The sequence below is a fragment of the Maribacter sp. BPC-D8 genome, assembly GCF_035207705.1.
GTDB lineage: Bacteria > Bacteroidota > Bacteroidia > Flavobacteriales > Flavobacteriaceae > Maribacter.
In genome coordinates this window covers 4,625,571-4,645,215 of the sequence record NZ_CP128187.1, presented here as the reverse complement: position 1 = coordinate 4,645,215, position 19,645 = coordinate 4,625,571, and the positions used below count along the sequence as shown (strand labels likewise).

General features: G+C 34.2%; 14 protein-coding genes and 2 tRNA genes. 2 read left to right on the top strand and 14 right to left on the bottom strand.

From position 1 onward, the window contains the following. Positions 1-67: 67 nt before the first annotated feature. The gene (porV, locus tag QSV08_RS20190; RefSeq protein WP_324025489.1) at positions 68-1,216 is read right to left on the bottom strand and encodes a type IX secretion system outer membrane channel protein PorV; all 1,149 of its coding nucleotides are present in this window, start codon (positions 1,214-1,216) and stop codon (positions 68-70) included. Between the two features lie 440 nt (positions 1,217-1,656). Between porV and gldJ the strand changes: the two genes are divergently transcribed. After that, positions 1,657-3,324, top strand: a complete 1,668-nt coding sequence (gene gldJ / locus QSV08_RS20185; protein ID WP_324025488.1) for a gliding motility lipoprotein GldJ — start codon at positions 1,657-1,659, stop codon at positions 3,322-3,324. A gap of 63 nt (positions 3,325-3,387) precedes the next feature. Further along, positions 3,388-4,665 carry a UDP-N-acetylmuramoyl-tripeptide--D-alanyl-D-alanine ligase gene (locus tag QSV08_RS20180; RefSeq protein ID WP_324025487.1) on the top strand — a complete coding sequence of 426 codons (1,278 nt, stop codon included), beginning with the start codon at positions 3,388-3,390 and terminating at the stop codon, positions 4,663-4,665. Positions 4,666-4,684: 19 nt separating this feature from the next. On the opposite strand, the gene QSV08_RS20175 is transcribed toward QSV08_RS20180, so the two are convergent. The 13 genes from QSV08_RS20175 to QSV08_RS20115 form a co-directional block, all read right to left on the bottom strand. Further along, a tRNA-Val gene (locus QSV08_RS20175) sits at positions 4,685-4,759 on the bottom strand. A gap of 78 nt (positions 4,760-4,837) precedes the next feature. Continuing rightward, entirely contained in the window at positions 4,838-6,109 is a 1,272-nt protein-coding gene (locus QSV08_RS20170; protein ID WP_324025486.1) for an Nramp family divalent metal transporter, read from the bottom strand. Positions 6,110-6,185: 76 nt separating this feature from the next. Beyond that, on the bottom strand, positions 6,186-6,887 hold the full coding sequence (locus QSV08_RS20165) for a FadR/GntR family transcriptional regulator (RefSeq protein ID WP_324025485.1): 702 nt from the start codon (positions 6,885-6,887) through the stop codon (positions 6,186-6,188). A 221-nt stretch (positions 6,888-7,108) separates the two neighbouring features. Beyond that, on the bottom strand, positions 7,109-8,089 hold the full coding sequence (locus tag QSV08_RS20160) for a polysaccharide lyase family 7 protein (RefSeq protein WP_324025484.1): 981 nt from the start codon (positions 8,087-8,089) through the stop codon (positions 7,109-7,111). Between the two features lie 10 nt (positions 8,090-8,099). Beyond that, positions 8,100-9,011, bottom strand: a complete 912-nt coding sequence (locus QSV08_RS20155) for a polysaccharide lyase family 7 protein (protein ID WP_324025483.1) — start codon at positions 9,009-9,011, stop codon at positions 8,100-8,102. A gap of 10 nt (positions 9,012-9,021) precedes the next feature. Continuing rightward, positions 9,022-10,464: a hypothetical protein gene (locus QSV08_RS20150; protein ID WP_324025482.1), complete on the bottom strand. Its 1,443-nt coding sequence runs from the start codon at positions 10,462-10,464 to the stop codon at positions 9,022-9,024. A gap of 158 nt (positions 10,465-10,622) precedes the next feature. Beyond that, the gene (locus QSV08_RS20145; protein WP_324025481.1) at positions 10,623-11,444 is read right to left on the bottom strand and encodes a PKD domain-containing protein; all 822 of its coding nucleotides are present in this window, start codon (positions 11,442-11,444) and stop codon (positions 10,623-10,625) included. 20 nt (positions 11,445-11,464) lie between these two features. After that, a complete protein-coding gene (locus tag QSV08_RS20140) occupies positions 11,465-12,907 on the bottom strand; it encodes a RagB/SusD family nutrient uptake outer membrane protein (protein ID WP_324025480.1) in 1,443 nt (480 codons plus the stop codon). Positions 12,908-12,925: 18 nt separating this feature from the next. Continuing rightward, positions 12,926-16,030, bottom strand: coding sequence for a SusC/RagA family TonB-linked outer membrane protein (locus QSV08_RS20135; protein ID WP_324025479.1), 3,105 nt, complete (start codon positions 16,028-16,030; stop codon positions 12,926-12,928). A 938-nt stretch (positions 16,031-16,968) separates the two neighbouring features. Further along, positions 16,969-17,043 (bottom strand) — tRNA-Val (locus tag QSV08_RS20130). A 59-nt stretch (positions 17,044-17,102) separates the two neighbouring features. Further along, the gene (locus QSV08_RS20125; protein ID WP_324025478.1) at positions 17,103-18,314 is read right to left on the bottom strand and encodes a bifunctional folylpolyglutamate synthase/dihydrofolate synthase; all 1,212 of its coding nucleotides are present in this window, start codon (positions 18,312-18,314) and stop codon (positions 17,103-17,105) included. Continuing rightward, a complete protein-coding gene (locus tag QSV08_RS20120; protein WP_324025477.1) occupies positions 18,311-19,249 on the bottom strand; it encodes an energy transducer TonB in 939 nt (312 codons plus the stop codon). Before QSV08_RS20120 ends, QSV08_RS20125 begins: the two co-directional genes overlap by 4 nt. Further along, positions 19,250-19,636 carry an ExbD/TolR family protein gene (locus tag QSV08_RS20115; protein WP_073247166.1) on the bottom strand — a complete coding sequence of 129 codons (387 nt, stop codon included), beginning with the start codon at positions 19,634-19,636 and terminating at the stop codon, positions 19,250-19,252. Positions 19,637-19,645 lie beyond the last annotated feature (9 nt).

Genomic DNA, 19,645 nt, shown 5'->3' with positions numbered 1-19,645 from the left:
AGAATAAAAAGTTAACGCATAAAAAAACCTGCATAAAGCAGGTTTTTTTTATAAATATCTATATGAATTAATCATTATAAAACTCTTCACCCAAATTGAATGTAAGAGAAAAACGTAGCGTATTCTCTAATGGGTTTCTTACTTGTGAAGTTGAGAATAAATAAGATAAATCTACTTGTGCCGCTTTAAATTTAAAACCTGCACCAAGTGTAAAAAACTTTCTTGAACCTTTTTCTTCACTTTCGTTGAAATAACCTGTTCTAAGCATAAAAGCATCTTGATACGTATACTCTGCTCCTAACGCCCAAGTAAACTCTTTCAATTCTTCACTAAAACCATCTGGTGCATCAGAGAATGAATTGAAAATACCACTGAATCCACTTTCGTTCTGGTAAATATCGTTATCTGCGGCATCAACATCGCCATCATTATCATAATCTTGAGGTGTTGGCACTAATAGTTTCGTGAATTCTGTTGTTATACCAATAACATTATCTTGATCCAAAATAAAATCAAAACCACCACCGAAACTTAACTTACTTGGTAAGAAATTTTCTTGTCCACCTGCATCATACTGAATTTTACCTCCAATATTAGAAAGATTGAAACCAGCTCTCCATCTACCATCAAAATTACTATAAGCAATTTCGTCAGACCTGTAATAACCAGCTACATCAACTGCAAAAGAACTTGCAGCTTGAGAATCTTCGGTTCCATTTTGTGGTAATTTTAGGTTTGACCTAATATATCTACCACCAACTGCCATTGAGAAAGTCGGACTCAACTTTAAAGAATACGAACCATCTAAGGCCAATTCATTTGGCTTCGCTATTGTACCTGGATCATTTGCAAATTGCCTTAATTCTATCTCACCCAATGTGAAATACCTCAAACTTAAGGCAAACGCACTTTGGTCATCTAGTTTATTATAAAAACTAGCATTCAATAATGAAATATCGGTAATAATACTTTCTAAATAAGGAGTATAACTAACTCCTATCCCCATTTTACGTTCTGCGAAAGCGAATTTAGCAGGATTCCATTGTTGAGAAAAAGCATCTGTCGAAGTTGCAACACCCATATCTCCCATACCAGCAGATCTTGCATCTGCGGCAATAGTCAAAAATGGCACTGCCGTAGTTATTACGCGTTGATCGTCTTGAGCAAAGACATTACCGACAATCAATACAAAGAAAATTATTGAAATTTTTCTCATTTTAGAATAGTTCTTTAAATTTTTAAAGGTGAAATATAGTGTATACCCTATTCCACACTCTAATATTTTACATGTAAACGCACATTTTCCCGTTATCTTGCATGAATATTAAGTTTTTTAGCAGAATTTCTTTTCTCAATTTAGAACGACACATTTTACAGTATAGTTATGTTCAATATTTATCTACCATATATTCTTTCAAAAAGAAATATTTTAAACCATACTAATTAGTTGTTTTAAGCGTTTACCTATTAAAGCGAGCCTAAATTTATTGACAGTTCGTCATGAGATTTTTAAAATTATTTTTAATTGTAAAATAATCTCATAAAAACACCGTTCTATTGAGCGAAAGTGACAAACAAATTAAAAGAAATTATAGTATCATATTCTGTAGCTACCAAACTACTATAGTATATGTAAATTGAACTCAAGTCCTAATTATGAAGAAACATTTAATAAAAGTTGTACTCTCATGCACTGTATTAGTAGGAGGTTTTACAGTAAGTAGCTGTTCTAAATCCTCATCTGGAAAAAATACGTCTAGAGCTACAGGTTGGAAGATAAATGCCAAAGAAGGTGGTTTTCAATACAATACCGATTTTAAAGAGCAAGAAACTGCTCCTGGATTAGTATTTGTTGAAGGTGGTACATTTACGAAAGGTAAAGTACAAGATGACGTGATGCATGACTGGAATAATACTCCTACCTCGCAACATGTTCAGTCTTTTTATATGGACGAAACTGAGGTAACTAATGTAATGTACTTAGAATACCTTGATTATCTAAAAAGTGTTTATCCTCCAGAAAATCCGAAATACACTAACATATATGTAGGTGCATTGCCAGATACTTTGGTATGGAGAAATAGATTAGGCTTCAACGAAACAATGACAAATAATTACCTGAGACACCCAGCATATGCAGAATACCCAGTGGTAGGTGTAAACTGGATTCAGGCTACACAATTTGCAGAATGGAGAACCGACCGTGTAAACGAAGTAATGTTAGAAAGAGAAGGTTACTTATCTGAGGATGCGAAATACCAAGCAGCCACAGGTGAAGTTCAAGGAACCTTTAGTACTGAAGCTTACTTAAACAGACCAGAATCTGTTTATAACGGTCAAATTGATTCGCTTCAAGGAAAAATGAAAAAAGATAGTACATCTACTTTCGCGAAAAGGAGTAGTGGTGTTATTATGCCAGAATATAGACTACCTACTGAAACTGAATGGGAATATGCTGCTCAGGCTCAAGTTGGACAGAGAGAATACAATAACTATAGAGGTAGAAAAAAATATCCTTGGGAAGGTGATTACACTCGTAACGGACAACGTGTAGGTAGAGGTGATCAATTAGCCAACTTCAAACAAGGTAAAGGTGATTATGGCGGAATCGCTGGATGGTCTGATGATGGCGCCGATATTACTGCACAAGTAATGTCTTATAAGCCTAACGATTTAGGTCTTTATGATATGGCTGGTAATGTTGCCGAATGGACAGCTGATGTTTACCGACCAATAGTTGATGATGAAGTAAGTGATTTTAACTACTACAGAGGTAACATTTACATGAAAAGCGCTATTGGCGAAGATGGTAAAGTTAAAATATTAAGAGATTCTATTGTTTATGACACTTTACCGAATGGAAAAGTAGTTGCAGTAAACTTACCAGGTGAAATTAAAATGGTACCTGTTGATGAGGAAGAAACATATTTAAGAACAAACTTCTCTTCTAGTGATAATAGAGGTTATAGAGATGGTGATTCTGGCTCTTCAAGATTTTACGACAGATTTAATGACGGTGAAGAAGAAGATCCAAACAAGAAAATGTACAACTCTCCTAAGCATTCTGTTGAAAGAGATTCATTAGGAAACCTTGTTAAAGGCTATGATGCTTCAAACAACAGAACTACATTAATTAATGATGAAGTTAGAGTATACAAAGGTGGTTCTTGGAGAGATAGAGCATACTGGTTAGATCCAGCACAAAGAAGATACTTACCACAATACATGGCTACTGATAATATTGGTTTCAGATGTGCAATGTCTAGAGTTGGTTCTAAATCAAAAACAAAAAACAAAACAGTTAGAGGAAAAAAAGCTAAATAATTTTCCCTTTTACAAACTAAAAAAAGCTCCTTTCTTAAGGGGCTTTTTTTTATCTTCGATTTTATGAAAATTCAAGATTTACATACCGCTTTTCTAGCGAACCCTTATATCAGTACTGATACCAGAAAAATTAAAGAAAACGATATTTTCTTTGCACTAAAAGGAGACAACTTTAATGGTAACACTTATGCTCAAAGAGCTTTAGAAAACGGAGCTGCTCTTGTTATCATTGATGAAGAGAAATATCTTGTTGATGACAGAACAATACTCGTAGAAGATGTTTTAACAACACTACAACAACTAGCAAATTTTCATAGAAGACAATCTAAAGCGCAGATTATAAGTCTAACGGGCAGTAATGGCAAAACAACTACCAAAGAATTAATTAACGCTGTACTTCGCAAAACATATAGAACAATAGCAACCAAAGGAAACCTTAACAATCATATTGGTGTGCCATTAACTTTATTAACCATTCAACCTGATACTGAAATTGCCATAGTTGAAATGGGTGCTAATCACCTAAAGGAAATTGAGTTTTTATGTGAAATTGCAGAGCCAGATTTTGGCTATATCACAAATTTTGGAAAGGCACACTTAGAAGGCTTTGGGGGAATTGAAGGTGTTAAAAAAGGAAAAAGCGAATTATATGATTACCTGATTTCCCACAAAAGATCGATTTTCTTAAATGCCGACGATCCAATTCAAAAAGACAAACTAAGCACCTACACTAAAAAATTCGGTTTTAGTTCAGATGATTCCAAATACTATACTATTAAATTACTAGAGGCTCAACCCTTTGTTAATCTAATTGTAGAAAACATTAATATAGAAACGAATTTAATTGGAGCCTATAATTTTCCGAACTGCTGTGCAGCAATTATTATGGCAAAATATTTTAATGTTGAGTTAAGCGAAATAAAAAAGGCCCTTAAAGAATATACTCCTGACAATAATAGATCTCAGATATTACATAATAACGGACACTATATTATTCTCGATGCTTATAATGCCAACCCTTCGAGCATGAAAGTGGCATTAGAAAATTTTAATTCGTTAAAAAAAGACCAGAAAGTTTTGATTCTAGGCGACATGTTCGAATTAGGAGATTCTGCAAAAGAAGAACATCAAAATATTTCAGATTTAGCAACGAGTTTAAATTTTAAACAAGTGCTATTGGTTGGAGAGAATTTTTACTCTACTAACTCTAATGCTGTTAGACTAAAAAGTTTTGAAGAATTGAAATCTTACCTCAGTGAAAATTCATTGCAGTCTAAATCTTCTATATTGATTAAAGGATCTAGAGGAATGGCTTTAGAACGGGTTTTAGATTTGATTTAAAATATTCAATATTTTTTAGTGGGATATACTGGATTCGAACCGGTGACCTCTGCCCTGTCAAGGCAGCGCTCTAAACCAACTGAGCTAATATCCCGTTAAAACTTTAAACAAGTCAACAAAGATACTACTTATCCTATTTTAATTAGAAGCGATACTATAAAATTGTTTTGAACTAGAAATAATCTAGCAGTGCTACAACGCCATTATAAGAAATTACGCAAGAAAAGAAAAGTGCAGCAAAGAGCCCTAAATTAAGCCATACCCCCGCCTTATACTTGGTCATTAATTTCTTGTTATTTATAAGAAGAATTATCCCTAGTATCACCAATGGCAAAACAAACACATTAAACACTTGAGATAGTATTTGCATTTGAATAGGATTAGCTCCATAAACAGGAACGATCAACGCAAATAATGAGGCTATTGCTGTAATTATTCTAAATTGCTTTGAACTAGTATCTAACTCCCCAGATTGATAATCTGCCAATAATATTGGAGCAATTAGTAGACATGGAAAAATTGATGATAAGCCAGCACTTAATGTACCAAAAAAGAAAAGTGTAAGAGCGAATTTACCAGCAACGGGTTCTAATGTATTCACCATATCCAATACTTGAGTTACCGGTTTCCCTTGATGAAATAAAGCCCCACAGGCTACAGCCATTACAGATGCACTAATAAAAAATACAAGTGAAGCTGCAATTATTGCATCTTTCTTTTGTTGCGAGCGATTTTTTATAGTCCAACCTTTTCCCTTTACAAAAAGTGGTCTTGAAAGAAAAGTAGCCGCCGCCATGGTCGTACCTACAAAAGCAGCAACCATCATCTGACCTCCTTCAACTTTTGGTATTGTTGGCACTAACCCTTTTACAACTTCTACAGGTAATGGGTACACCATAAACAAGGAAATTATGAATGAAAGCCCCATTATGGTTACAAAAATGACCAATATCTTTTCAAAAAAAGCATACTTACCTACCATTAATAATCCGTAAAAAATTACAATAACAGTTATTGCTATTATTAAAACGGACTCATATTTGAAATCTACCAAACTAGGGAAGTAAATTAAAAATATTTCATAGATGACATTGGCTGAAATACCAAGAATACCCATTAATGAATTCCACTGACCAAAAGAAATACCAAGAATTATAAGAATAGCTATTAACTTACCCCACTTCAAATGTTTTTTAAAAGCATAAAGTGCAGTTTCACCAGTTACTAAAGCGAAATTACCGTAAGCATACATTAGCAAACCTGAAAAAATACAACTTAAAAGTAATACCCATAAAAGTTGCATACCATAAGTACTACCCGCTACAATCATTGACGTAACACTACCAGTACCAATAGTATAACCAATAGCGAATATTCCAGGACCAAATGCCAACACTAATGCCAATATTTTTTTCCAAATTGATAGCTTGGCTGAATTACTCATTTTACTTATTCTTTAGGTAGGTTATTATTAAAATGATTTCGAAATTTAGTCGGCAATAACTATTTGATTTATACTTCTAAATATTATAACAGAATTGGTATAGGTTCTTAAAATGCACTTTCATTTTTGCTTTTGCCAATTGCGGATTCTGCTCTTTAATAGCATCAAAAACATCTTGATGTTCTTCTACACCCTTAAATGCCATATTTTTATCACATACATGGTACTTCTCAAAATTTGTAAGAATTTCGGGGGTAATAATCAACATAAAAGTATTCATTGTACTATTCCCACTAGCTTTGGCTATTGCCAAATGAAATAATAAATCTTCCTGTACAGCATCTTCTCCTTTTTCTACTTTAGCCCTATAAGCATCTAAGGCATTTTTCAATTGTTTCAAATCTTCATCGGTTCTTCTTCTAGCAGCAAGCCTTACGGTTTTAAGCTCTAAAAGAATTCTCGTTTCTACTAAAGATTTAAAATCAGGTTCTTCTAGACGAAGAATATCATTCACCATACCGTTCATGGCAATCTGACCTATATCTGCTACAAAAGTTCCACTTTGAGGTTTTGAAATTAAAATTCCATAAAATTCTAATTTTTGAATTGCTTCTCGAACATTACTTCGACTTACTTCAAATTTATCTGATAGCATTCTTTCTGATGGTAATTTATCACCAGGCTCAAGATTTTTATTATTCATTAAATCTCTAAGCTGTACTATAATCTCATTTTGTATTTCCTGATTTTCAGTCCTTGTGAGGATTTCTAATTTCATATATATCTTGCTTTAAAGGAAAAATGATTACCAAATTCGTTCACCTAAAATCGTAATATCAACTTGCTAAAATATGAAGTTTTATTTTCAACGATAATTACATATTTCAAAACAGTGAATTCTAATGAAATTTACCAGCCTTAAAAAAAGACTGGCAAACTCATTTCAACAAATCTAACTCAAACAACTTTCTTATTTATACTAGGTATATTTATCGTATATCACTCATGCGTGACTTCTAATTCGTAATATTTAACTTTGGCAAATGCACCAGCATCTAGGGTTTGCAAATAGTTACCCGCTTTAAAATAGTTTTCAAAAACGCTCCACTTTTCCATATGAATATCTTCATAAACAACGGAATCGGTTTCATTTAAAATCACCTCCAACCTACCATCTGAGGCTATAATCTCTAGAGTAAATGTATTAGTGCCTATATTCTCTGAGAAAGTATGCCCTTCATTATCTTCCCAAGCATCTGTATGCAAAATCTCTTCGTCTGTAGCATTAAGGTCCTTAAGCTTTTTAGTAAGTACTCTTACTTTTCCTTTCTGCCAATAAATTTTCAACATAGGAGGAGCATTATTATCATCTTCCCCTATTAAATCTCTTTGGTCATTTGTTAATCTACCGTGAATTTGCATGACCAACGTTCTATGAAAATCACCTCCAGTATCTGTAGTAATTTCCGGCACTGATAAAGTACCCTTCATTCGACCACCTTCTGTAAATGTCCAATTAGTACTATTACTACCTGGCACCATTTGCTCTCTTAATTCTGTTCTAGAATAAGATGAATTAGCCGTAGACGAACCTGGTGATGTATAAAATACTAATGAGCCATCTGTAGAATCATTATACATATACGGTAATAATCTTTCATCTGTAGCATAATCTATAATCTCTGGTGGCGCTACCTCATCAGGACTACCAATTGGCAAGGTTACTTTCCAATTACTCAAATCTATATTTGGTAAAAAAAAGTCAACGCCCTCTACCTGTTCTTCTTCAACAACTACTTCTTCCTCTGGCTCAGGAGCTTCTTCTATTTCTTCTTCAGCCACTTCTTCTTCCTGAACAATCTCCTCTTCCGCTATTTCTGCATCATTACTACAACTTAAAACGGCAAACGCCACTACAATGGCAAAAAAACAATTTGCTATCGTTGATTTACAAAAACGTAAACTATTATTTATAATCATATAATTCTTATTAATGCTTCACTTCAAGTTCATAAAAACTGACTTTAGCAAACGAACCTTCATCTCTGCTTTGAAAATAATTACCTGCCTTAAAATAATTTTCAAATACTCCCCATCTTTTCATATTGAAATCATCGTAGACGGCGAATTCTGTTTTGTTTAATGAGACCACCATTTTACCATCGGTTACTTTTACTTCAATTTGAAACTTACCAAAGCCTACTTCCTCTTCAAAATTAAAGCCCTCATCATCTGTCCAAGCTTCTTCATGCAATATGCCAATAGCATTTACATCGGCATATTTTAGTTTTTTTGTTTTGACCCTAATTTTACCGTTCTGCCAATATATTTTTAATACCGGCGGTGCATTATTGTCTTTTTGTTTAATTAAATCTTTTTGATCATTGGTCAATCGACCATGTATTTGTAAAATAATTACTTTATGATGTTTTCCATTCTTATCTCGAGAAACCTCATCAACAGAAAGTTTTGCTTTTAAAGTACCACCTTGCTTAAATGTCCAATTGACATTATCATCACCAGGCACCATTTGTTCTCTAAGTTCTGATCTAGAATATTTGGTGTTAGCCGTAGTTGCCAATGTAGGATACGCGTAAAAAGTAATTGCCCCCTTTATAGAATCATTATACATATAAGGTTTCAACATCTCATTTGTAGCATAATTCAAAATTTCTGGTGGCGCTACACTAATTGCCCCTCCTTTACCACTACCTTCTGGTATTGTAACCTTCCAGTTACTTAAATCAATTTCTGGAAGCTTAATCTTCTTTTTCCTTTTCTTAGATTTTTTGATATTTACATCCGATTCTGAAACGCTACTTTTCTGACTTTGAGAAGTAGCGTTTACAGATAGAAATAGTAATACTACAAATACCAATATTCCTTTTCGGGTGTTTTGCATAAATTACAAATTATGGATTCACTGAACGAACCTTCACATTATCTATAAATGCGTCTTTAGGAGTAACTGCATAAAACATTATAGCTACTTCACCACTATCATTAGCAGTAAATGGAATTTGTACCAAAGTACCAGCACCATCTGTAGTATCAGAGAATTTACCTTCAGCTACAAAACCTTCGTTAAATCCTAAATTATCACCAAGATTATCTACGGCATTTGCCCCATCATCATACTGACCATCTAAAATTAAACCAACTATTTTTCTTCCTCCGATAGGATCTGTTCCGCTATCATCTTTAATAGCATATTGATATTCTAAAATATAATCTGCACCAGGTACTAGATTTAACTCTTGGTATGCATACCTTGAACTAGAAGATCCAAATTCTCCACCTGATTGACTTGAAGACCATTTAGCACCTCTTGTCTTACTACCAGTATCAACACCATCATAATCTTGATTAGAACCATCAGAACTAGAACCAAATGGGTTTGTTTCACCATCTGTAAACGTTGACCATTTCCAGAAATCTTGACCATCTTCAAAATCACCATTCAAAATGCTTGACCCTGTCATTCTTGACATGTAAATATTATCTACAGTTATTGTAGCATGATCATTTGCATTACCTGTAGAACCTAATTCGAATAGTATAGTTTTGAATTGAGTAACAGGTGTTGAAAAATCTGTAGCCAAATCAAAATCAAGACCAGTCCACTCGCCATCAGTCAAATCTATATCATCAATAACATGACTAGTACCATTTGTACTATCTACCAAAGTGATTTTTAATTTATCGATACCAGATGCAAATTCAGAATACACATCAAAATGAATATCGTTAGAACCAACACCGCTATAAAAAGCATCTGCCGCAACAACTTCATCACTCAATGCGAAAACTCCTGTATCACTATGTAATCTTGAAAACTCTGCTAAATTGTTTCCTGATTCCAAAACAACTGCTTTGCCGCCAGTACCTGCTGAACCTACAGAACCTGCGTCAGTAAATATATTTAACAAATTATATCTTTTCACCTCTGGTGAAGACGGAGCATTGTCAATAGACTGTACTGTATGCTCTACTGTGATATCTTCTGATTTTCTTAAATCTGTTTGACCAGCTGCCTTTGTTGTAACCGTTATGGTATAGTCTGCTGATGCTTCAACATTAGAATAATCATATGTAGCCGATTCTCCTTGCAATGCTGTTAAGGCAGTACTACCATCGCCAAAATCAATTACGTATGAATCTACGCCAACCGTTAATGGTGTTACGGTAACAATGGTACCATCTCCACTAGCTGATACATCAAAACTTGAAAATACGCTTCCAATAGAACCACCAGAAGAATCCACTGGCTCAATTGGCTCATAACCATCTTCATCACATGACATGATCAGACCAGTTATCAAAAGGGCACTTATTCCTTTTTTTATTAAACTCATAATATTATATTTTTTATTTTTTGTTAGATGCTTCTTAAACAATTCAAATAATTTAAATTTCTGTTTAAGAATATACATGATGTCTTGAAGTGTAATTTAAAAATGAAACTACCATAAACTGTAGTGGCATTTTTAAATTACCCTTTCAAGAATTTTCATTAATTCAGTCTATCAATACTAATTTTAGAGAACCTACATTCTGTTCCTGCATATTCAATATTAAATCTCATGTTCTCGGTATCATCACCAGTTGTAAAAGAGAATGATGTTTGAACGTAAGCCGAAGCTTGATCAGTTAACGGAATTTCTTGATTAAGAAAAACAGCTTGAGTATCAGCATCTTCAATTAAAAGCGTACCAGCAGAACTACCGGTTGTTTTACTTACATACCAAAAAGTTACTTCATATGTTGCACCAGCAACCACACGAATACTTTGATCAAGAAAATTAGAACTACTACTTAATTTAGCTGCTCCATTATCTTCTGGCGGTGTAGGTGAAGAACTAGCAGAGTAAGAACTTGTAGTTCCTCTATCTTCGCCAGCCCAAGGCGTTCTTGGATCACATAAGAAATCTGGGCATTGAAAAGCTGCCACTAATTCATCTACAACTACAACATCTAAAGTAATCGTTGAAGTCTCGCCATTACCATCACTAGAAATTAATGTAACCGGAAATGTACCTTCACCTGGAAACTGAAATGATGGGTCACGATCTGTTGAAGTGGCTCCACCACCAAAATCCCAAGCATAAGAAGCTGCTTCAGTAGAAAGATCCGTAAAATTAATTACCGTAAAATCTGTTTGATCCGCCGTATAATCAAAATTTGCTTCTGGAAATATAGTATCTACCTTAGAGTTTGCATTTGGCAGATCATCTCTAAATGTATCAGAACCAACACAACCAACAAAAGAACTTGTAACAACTACACTAAAGAGCAACAAGGTTGTTTTTCGGAAAATATTTTGTTTAATTTTCATAGTTTAAAAGTTTTTAAAATTTAATATCCCGGGTTTTGTGTTAATAGTCCGCCGCTTATATTTATTTCTCTTGCTGGAATAGGCAATAATAATTTTCTTGCATCAAATACATATCCCATCTCCGCAGAATGAGCACTTAGTACAGATTCAGCTACACCGAACCTAAGTAAGTCGAACCAACGTTGATTCTCAAAAGCCAATTCTACTCTTCTTTCAACTAACAAATCTTCTTTGGTAATCGTAGAAACAGTTGCTGTTAACCCAGCTCTATCTCTTACCGCTTGAAAAGAAGCTATCGCAGCAGAACTTGTAGTCGATGCACCGCCTGCCATAATTGCCTCAACATGCATTAAAAGAACATCTGCATAACGTAATGCTATATAATCATTACCAGCATCTCTAGCACTTGACCCATAAGAAGGTGGTGTAGTTGTAATATCTGACCCTTCAGGTAAAAACTTAATTACTTCATTTGATGTGCCAAATGTAATATATGATTCAGCTGTTCTATTACCGCCATAGGCAGCAAAGTCTAGAACTAAATTTTCGTTTACAATGTTTTGTCCATCCTCTGAACCCGCACGAGTTGAAGAAGTAAATTCAGATGAAAAACTTTGACTTTCAGAACTATTACCAGTTTGGTATTGAACTGCAAAAATAATTTCATCGTTCAACTCACTATAAAAGACATCATGAAAGTTACTTTCTAAACTAAAACTACCACTATTAACAATTGACTCACATAATTGTTGTGCAGCACTATAATCTGGAGATTCAAGAGAAAGATAAACTTTCGCCAAGATTCCTTGAGCCGCAGCTTTTGACGCTCTTGATTTAGATGAATTATCTAAAACGGTTACGGCTTCTTCTAAATCGGCTATAATTTGATCATAAACCTGAGCTTCTGGTATTCTAGTAAAAAGTGCTTCGTTATCTGTAGGACCTACCACTGAAGTTACCAACGGCACTGCACCGAACATTCTAACTAGCTTAAAGTATGCATACGCTCTTAAAAACTTAGCTTCAGCAGTATACCTTGCTTGATTACCGGCATCTGCAACATCAATAAAATCTAAGATGTTGTTAGCTCTGAAAATAACTTCATACATAGAAGCATAATAATCTTCAGATTCTACATTATTAGCATTAACAACATACCTGTGAAAATCGGCTTTAGAACCCTCAAGTGTTGCATTTCTTGTATTATCTGTACGATGCTCAGTTAAAAGGTGTTCAAATTGAACGCCTCTATTGAAATCACCAATATTAGATTCAGTATTACTATTTACACCTTGCAAGGCATCGTAAATTCCATATACTCCAGACAATACATCTGCATCAGATTGAAAGAACCCGTCTACAGCAACTGCCGTATCTGGTAATGGATTTAAAAATTCCTCAGTATCGCAGGAAACAAAAACAGATACTGTTACGGCAAAAATTATATATTTTATATGTTTCATCGTTTGTTTTTTTTTAGATTAAAAGTCAACGTTAAGACCAAATGTTATTGTTCTAAAGATTGGCGTACCTGCCCTTTGAGAACCATAAGCTCTTGGATTGCTACCATCTATATGTTCTGGATTGAAACCATGGTAATCATCTGCAGTGATATAAAGCAGATTCTGAGCAGTAGCATAAACTCTTAAGCCACTCACCCCTATACGTTCTGCAACATCATTTGAAAAATTATAACCAAGATTTACATTACGTAAAGAGAAGTAATCTGCACTTGCAATAACATCACTTGTCAATACCTTTTCTTGAATAAATGAAACATCAGATACCAAACCATTAGCCACTGCCTCTAACTCTCCACCACTTCTTGTTCTGTTACCGAACCAGTTGTAGAAATATTGATCACCAATATTATTTACCTGTGCACCTAAGCTACCTTGAACCATAAATGAAAAATCAACATTTCCGAATTTGAATTCATTGGTAAAACTGTAAACTAAATCTGGATAAGGACTACCTAAAATAGTTTTGTCTTCTTCAGTTATTAAACCATCTCCATTCAAATCTTTAACAATCGTATCATCAGATTGACCATTAATTCTGTTCCAAGGACTGTCAACATATGTTGTTCTAAAAGAAGTTTCATCAAAAGCTTCCTCATCTACAACGTATCCCCAGAAAGAAGATATTGGCTCTCCAATTCTGTTAATCCATTGAGAATTTCTACCATAATCATCTTCTATCAAAGCATTGTTAGAATCTCCAAAACTTAATAATTCATTTTTATTCGTAGAAGCGATAAAAGTTGAATTCCAAGAGAAATTTTCATTAGAAACATTTCTAGTTCTCAACTCAAGTTCAATACCTTTGTTTTGCACCTCACCTAAATTCACAATACCACTATTAAATCCAGATATGTAAGAAACTGGGTTGTTCAACAGTAATTCATCACTCGTTCTTTGATAATAATCAATAGAACCAGAGATTCTATTATTGAAAAAGCCGTAATCTAAACCAACAGTAAATTCTTTCGAAGCTTCCCATTGTAATAATGTGTTTGCAATATTTAGTGGCGATACACCAGCAGCAATACTACCATCATCAATTGCATTAGAATTTTGTAACAATGCTAAATAAGGCCATGAGTTGACAATATCATCACCTACATTAAAATTCTCTGCCCCGGTAAGACCGTAACTCCCTCTGAATTTTAAAGTATTAACTACGTCGCTATTTAGTAAGAAATTTTCTTTAGCAACATTCCAACCTACCGATACAGCAGGGAAGTTACCCCATTTAGAATCGATACCAAATACCGAACTACCATCTCGTCTAAAAGAAGCGTTTAATAAATATTTGCCTTTGTAGGCGTAATTAACCCTTGCAAAGTAACCTAACTTTTTAAGCTCAGTATTAATTTCTGTAGGTAGATCAACTAAAGTAGCTCCTTGAAAGTTTTTAAGTAAATCATTTGAAAAACCACTACCTGTAGTAATACTTTCTTCAGACTTTCTTTTCTGAATGGTTGCACCAAGTAACAAGCTTAAGTCGTGATCATCACCAAATGTTTTGTTATAATTTAATGTGTTATCAGAAATAATTCTAGTTTTGAATCTATTTGCTAAATAATAAGAAGCTCTAGAATTACCACTTGCATGATTTAATACACCATCATATCTGGTTCTTTTTCTTTGCTCTAGAGTAACACCTAATGATGTTTTAGCCGTAAGACCATCTAAAAGCTCATAGCTTAAATATGTAGAACCGAATAATTTAGTATTATACTCAAAATGCTCTCTTTCTACATACTGTGCGTATGGGTTAGAATCACCAGAAGTACGTGGTCTGCTATCGTTACCATCTCCATTTACATCTAATTCAACAAGATGGTTTTCGTAGAAATAATCTCCTACTCCAACATCTGGATAGTTATCTCTATTTATAAATTGAAGCGATTCTTCTGTATGATAAATTGGTAACCAAGGAGATTGACGCGTAGGATTGTGAATAGAAGTTGGTAATCTTCTTTGTTTTGTATAAGAAGGTGTAGCTCTAATTCCAAATTTTGCTCTTTCACCAATTTTAGAATCTACTTTCATATTAGCTGAGAACAATTTATAGTCATCGGTAATTACGACACCTTCATCATGAAGATACCTTAAGGATGTACTAAACTTAGTATCTTCTGAACCACCTCTTGCAGATAAAGAATGACTTGTTATAGCACCTCCGTCGAAGAAAACATCTTGCCAATCTCTATCAACACCCGTAGCCTGCACTAATAATTGTGCATACTGAGTTTCATTTGAAAGAGTACCTGTTGCAGCTTGTTCTATTTTAGCCCATTCAGATACACTTTTTCTGTAATCATCACTACCATGTGCACTTTTAATACCAGTATACGTTTGATAGCTAAATTTTGTTTTACCAACTTTACCACTTTTAGTAGTAATTAAAATTACACCGTTAGAACCTTCACTACCATAAATGGCAGCAGAAGCAGCATCTTTTAATACTTCAAAAGATTCTACATCATTCATATCAAGATTACCAAGGAAATCTGAACTTACAACCACCCCATCAATTACTAATGCAGGACCAGAATCAGCAGTTACTGAACCAATACCTCTAATAGTAATAGTAGGAGCACCACCCGCTTCAGCATTAGTAGCTTGAATATTAACACCTGAAACTTGACCTATTAAAGCGTCATCAACCCTTGATACCGCAATTTGGTCTAGTGTTTCGTTAGTTACTTTAGAAATTGAACCAGTAACGGTAGATTTTTTCTGCGTACCATAACCAACAACTACAACTTCATCTAATTGACTAGCGTCTTCATTTAAAGTAACATTAACTGTTTTCTGTGAAACGATAGCTACTGTTTCAGTAGTATATCCTATATAAGAAAAACGTAGAATGTCACCACTAGTAACTTGAATGCTAAAATTCCCGTCAAAATCACTTTGGGTTCCTCTTGTTGTATTTGCTACAACGATATTTGCACCAGGTATTGGTACATTGTTTGCATCTACTACCGTACCTGATAGATCATAGGTGTCTTGTGCAAATAATTGAATGTTGACAAGCAACATTACAACCATAAAAATTTTTAATTTAAAATTCATCTGTGTTATATTAAGTTAGTTCTATTGAATTGGCTTGTGCCATCTTTTTGATCTACTTAAAATGCGATTACATATCTCGCATCATAATCTTCAATATTACTATACACACACTTTCATCTTAAATCAATGAAAATTCCTATTTTTACAGGAAATGTGTATTTAGCAATATTTACATGTTTGTTCTTTACTTCCCTTCAAAATGAAGTAATTTTCTAATCTAAAAGGATGGGCGAGCACCCGTCCTTTTTTTTATGCAATTCTCTTAGCGTTTCATTTCTTTTATTTTAGTTATTACTTGTTTCATAATCATATTTTTTAACTGGTTTACCAAATTGGTTCATCAAACTGGTTTACCAAATATATGTTATTATATTGTTAAAAAAAATTACTTTGCTGATTTGAAGGCTATTTTATTGTGATTTTATACAATTAAGCTTTCATATATTGCGCAATTGACAATAAATGGCACGTCATAACACAATTACGCAAATTGCGATCGAGCGCCCTGTTTCATTAAGATCGCATCAATTAGAATATACCTAATAGTCATTAGCATTGATAGATGATTAAGAATTACGACAAAAGAGTAGCAAATTTTATGATTGTTATCACTTTTGCATACCAAAAGCAACATATTGCTTATTAAATGCCTCTGCACAGGAATATAGTTCTTTGAACTTTTAAAGGTAAAACGCTTAATAATTACCTTTCTACAGAACACAAATAAGGGCAACTAAGTCTCTTACTGAATTCAATTAAAAGTTAAATGGAGTATCCATAATTTTGAAATATATTATATAAGGAAAGGATACTATAAAAATAAAATCTGAACCGGTAGCAGTGTGAAATGAAGTTAAAAAAGCAATGAAGAAATTCTATGCTACGAAAGGTATAAAAATAAAAAAAGGCTTCCATTTTCATGAAAGCCTTCTAACCTGTGGGCCCTACTGGATTCGAACCAGTGACCCCCTGCTTGTAAGGCAGGTGCTCTGAACCAACTGAGCTAAGAGCCCCAAAAGGAGTGCAAATATATAATACTTTTACATTCCACAAAAGAAAAATCAATAAAAATTTAAAGAACTTCTGCTACCACAAAATTACTACCTCCGACATAAACGAAATCATTCTTTTTAGCTCGTTTTTTTGCAGCTTTAAAAGCCTTATTTACAGACTTATAAACATCACCTTTAAAACCTGCTTCAGAAAACACCCGTTCTAAATCTTTTTCATCAAGTCCCCTGAAATTTTTTGGCTTACAGTAATAATATGTTGCATTTTTTGGAAAAAGGAATGTTATACTACTAATATCCTTATCCTTTACAAAGCCGATTACGATATGTAATTCTTTATATTTCTGTTTTTTCACTTGTTCCATGACAAGCGAGATACCTTCTTTATTATGGGCTGTATCACAAATAATAGTAGGATTTAAACCAATTTGCTGCCAACGCCCCATTAGTTTCGTATTTTCAACCACATGTAGCAACCCCTGAACTATATTGCTTTCTGTTACTACAAAACCCGACAACGCATTCAAAGTTGCAAGTACTCCTTTTATATTTTTCTTCTGATAAGAACCTAACAACCCGATTTCATATTCAGGAAAATCTACATTTTCGGCAAATATTATTTTAGCATTATTATCTTTTGCGACTGAATTAAAGACTGGTGCTGTTTCTTTACTATACTCACTAATAACAACTGGAACCCCCGATTTTATAATTCCTGCTTTCTCTCTTGCAATTTTAGCAATAGTATCGCCGAGCATATCAACATGGTCTAAACCTATATTTGTTATTAAGCTTACCTCTGGCTTAATAATATTGGTAGAATCGAGCCTACCGCCCAGCCCCACTTCAATAATTGCTATATCAACCTTTTCTTGGGCAAAACATGAAAATGCCATACCAACCGTCATTTCAAAAAACGATAGCTTGTTTTCAGTAAAATATGCTTGATTCTCTTGAATAAAATCTACCACCCAATGCTTAGCGACCTTATTTCCATTAATACGAATACGTTCTCTAAAATCTTTTAAATGTGGCGAAGTATATAAACCGACTTTATAACCAGCTTCTTGAAGAACTGAAGCCAATAGATGGCTACTTGAACCTTTACCATTGGTACCGGCTACATGTATACTCTTAAACTGTGTGTGAGGGTTGTTTAAATGATTGGCGAATAACGTAATGCCATCAAGTTTTGAATTAAAGGCACTCTTACCTTTATTCTGATACATTGGAAGTTGTGCAAACATCCAATCTAATGTTTCTTTATAGGTCACTCTCCTAATTTGAAGTTCACAACTACAAAACCAACTTGTTGATTTGGAGCATTGCTATCTAAATTCCATTTATGCATGAACGCGGTTTTCTTGGCTGGCTCTAACAAACATGGATTATTATTGGTTGTACCTCTTACCCCTGGCTCGGCACTTATTACTTTACCATTGCGATCTACAACAATCTTGACCACTACCCTACCAGACTCGTTACATTCTTGTTGCACCTGTCCTTTGTTAACTAATGATCGACCATTTAAGCCATAACCACCAGTTCCACTGCCACTACCAGGACTTCCATAATAACTAGTTGCATATGGATCACCGTCTGGCTGACCTTTATCTCCTGCCTTGTTATCATCTCCTTCGCTACCAGATGCTGTACCGTCAGACTTATTAAGACCACCCATCATTGCATCTAAAGCTTTCTTTTTAGCTTCTTGCTCTTGGCGCGCCTTGTCTTCAGCATCTTTCTTTTGCTTAGCAATTTTTGCTGCTTCAGCCTTTTTCTTATTCTCTGCTGCTTCTGCTTTTCTTTTAGCATCTGCAGCTGCTTCATCAGCCTTTCTTTTAGCTTCTTTTGCCTGATCGATTTTTATAGCCTCCTCATTATCTTGAGTCAATAACTTTTCTGCAGGCGCCTCTTTCTCGGCAGCAGCTTCTTCGACTTCTTCTACAGGCTCTTCAACAGTTTCTGCAACTTCTTGTATAGTTGGCTCAACAGGAGGAGTATCTAAAGGCTCTGACTGTATCTTTTCTTTTGGTTGTACTTTACCGCTACCAAATTCCATAGTACCAAAATTGACGGAGATCCCGTTTTCTTCTGGTGGATCCATATAATTTAGACCGATATAAAATAAAACCAACAGCAGCGCACTTAACAACAATGTGGTAAGTGTCAATGATTTCTTTTTATGTTTCGTATCTAAAAATGCCATTTAGTTCGGGCGTACTGCCAAAATAACCTTATAATTATTTCTATTTGCGATGTCCATAACATATACAGCTTCTTTAATCGCAACACTTTCTTCTGTTCTAAGTATGATAGTAGGACTGTCTTGACCAGCTAAAGCTTTTTTCAACTCTATCTCTATATACTCCCCATTAATACGTTCATCATTAACGAAGTATTGCAGGTTCTTATCTATACTTACAGATACATTCTGAGTATTTGTAGATTTCCCTTTTGCTTTAGGAAGTAATAGATCTAAAGCGTTCGGTGAATTTGCGGTTAGCATGAAAAATACCAATAACAAGAATACGATATCTGTCATTGAAGACATGCTAAAGTCTGGACTGACTTTATTTCTTCCTTTTAATTTCATAATATAAAA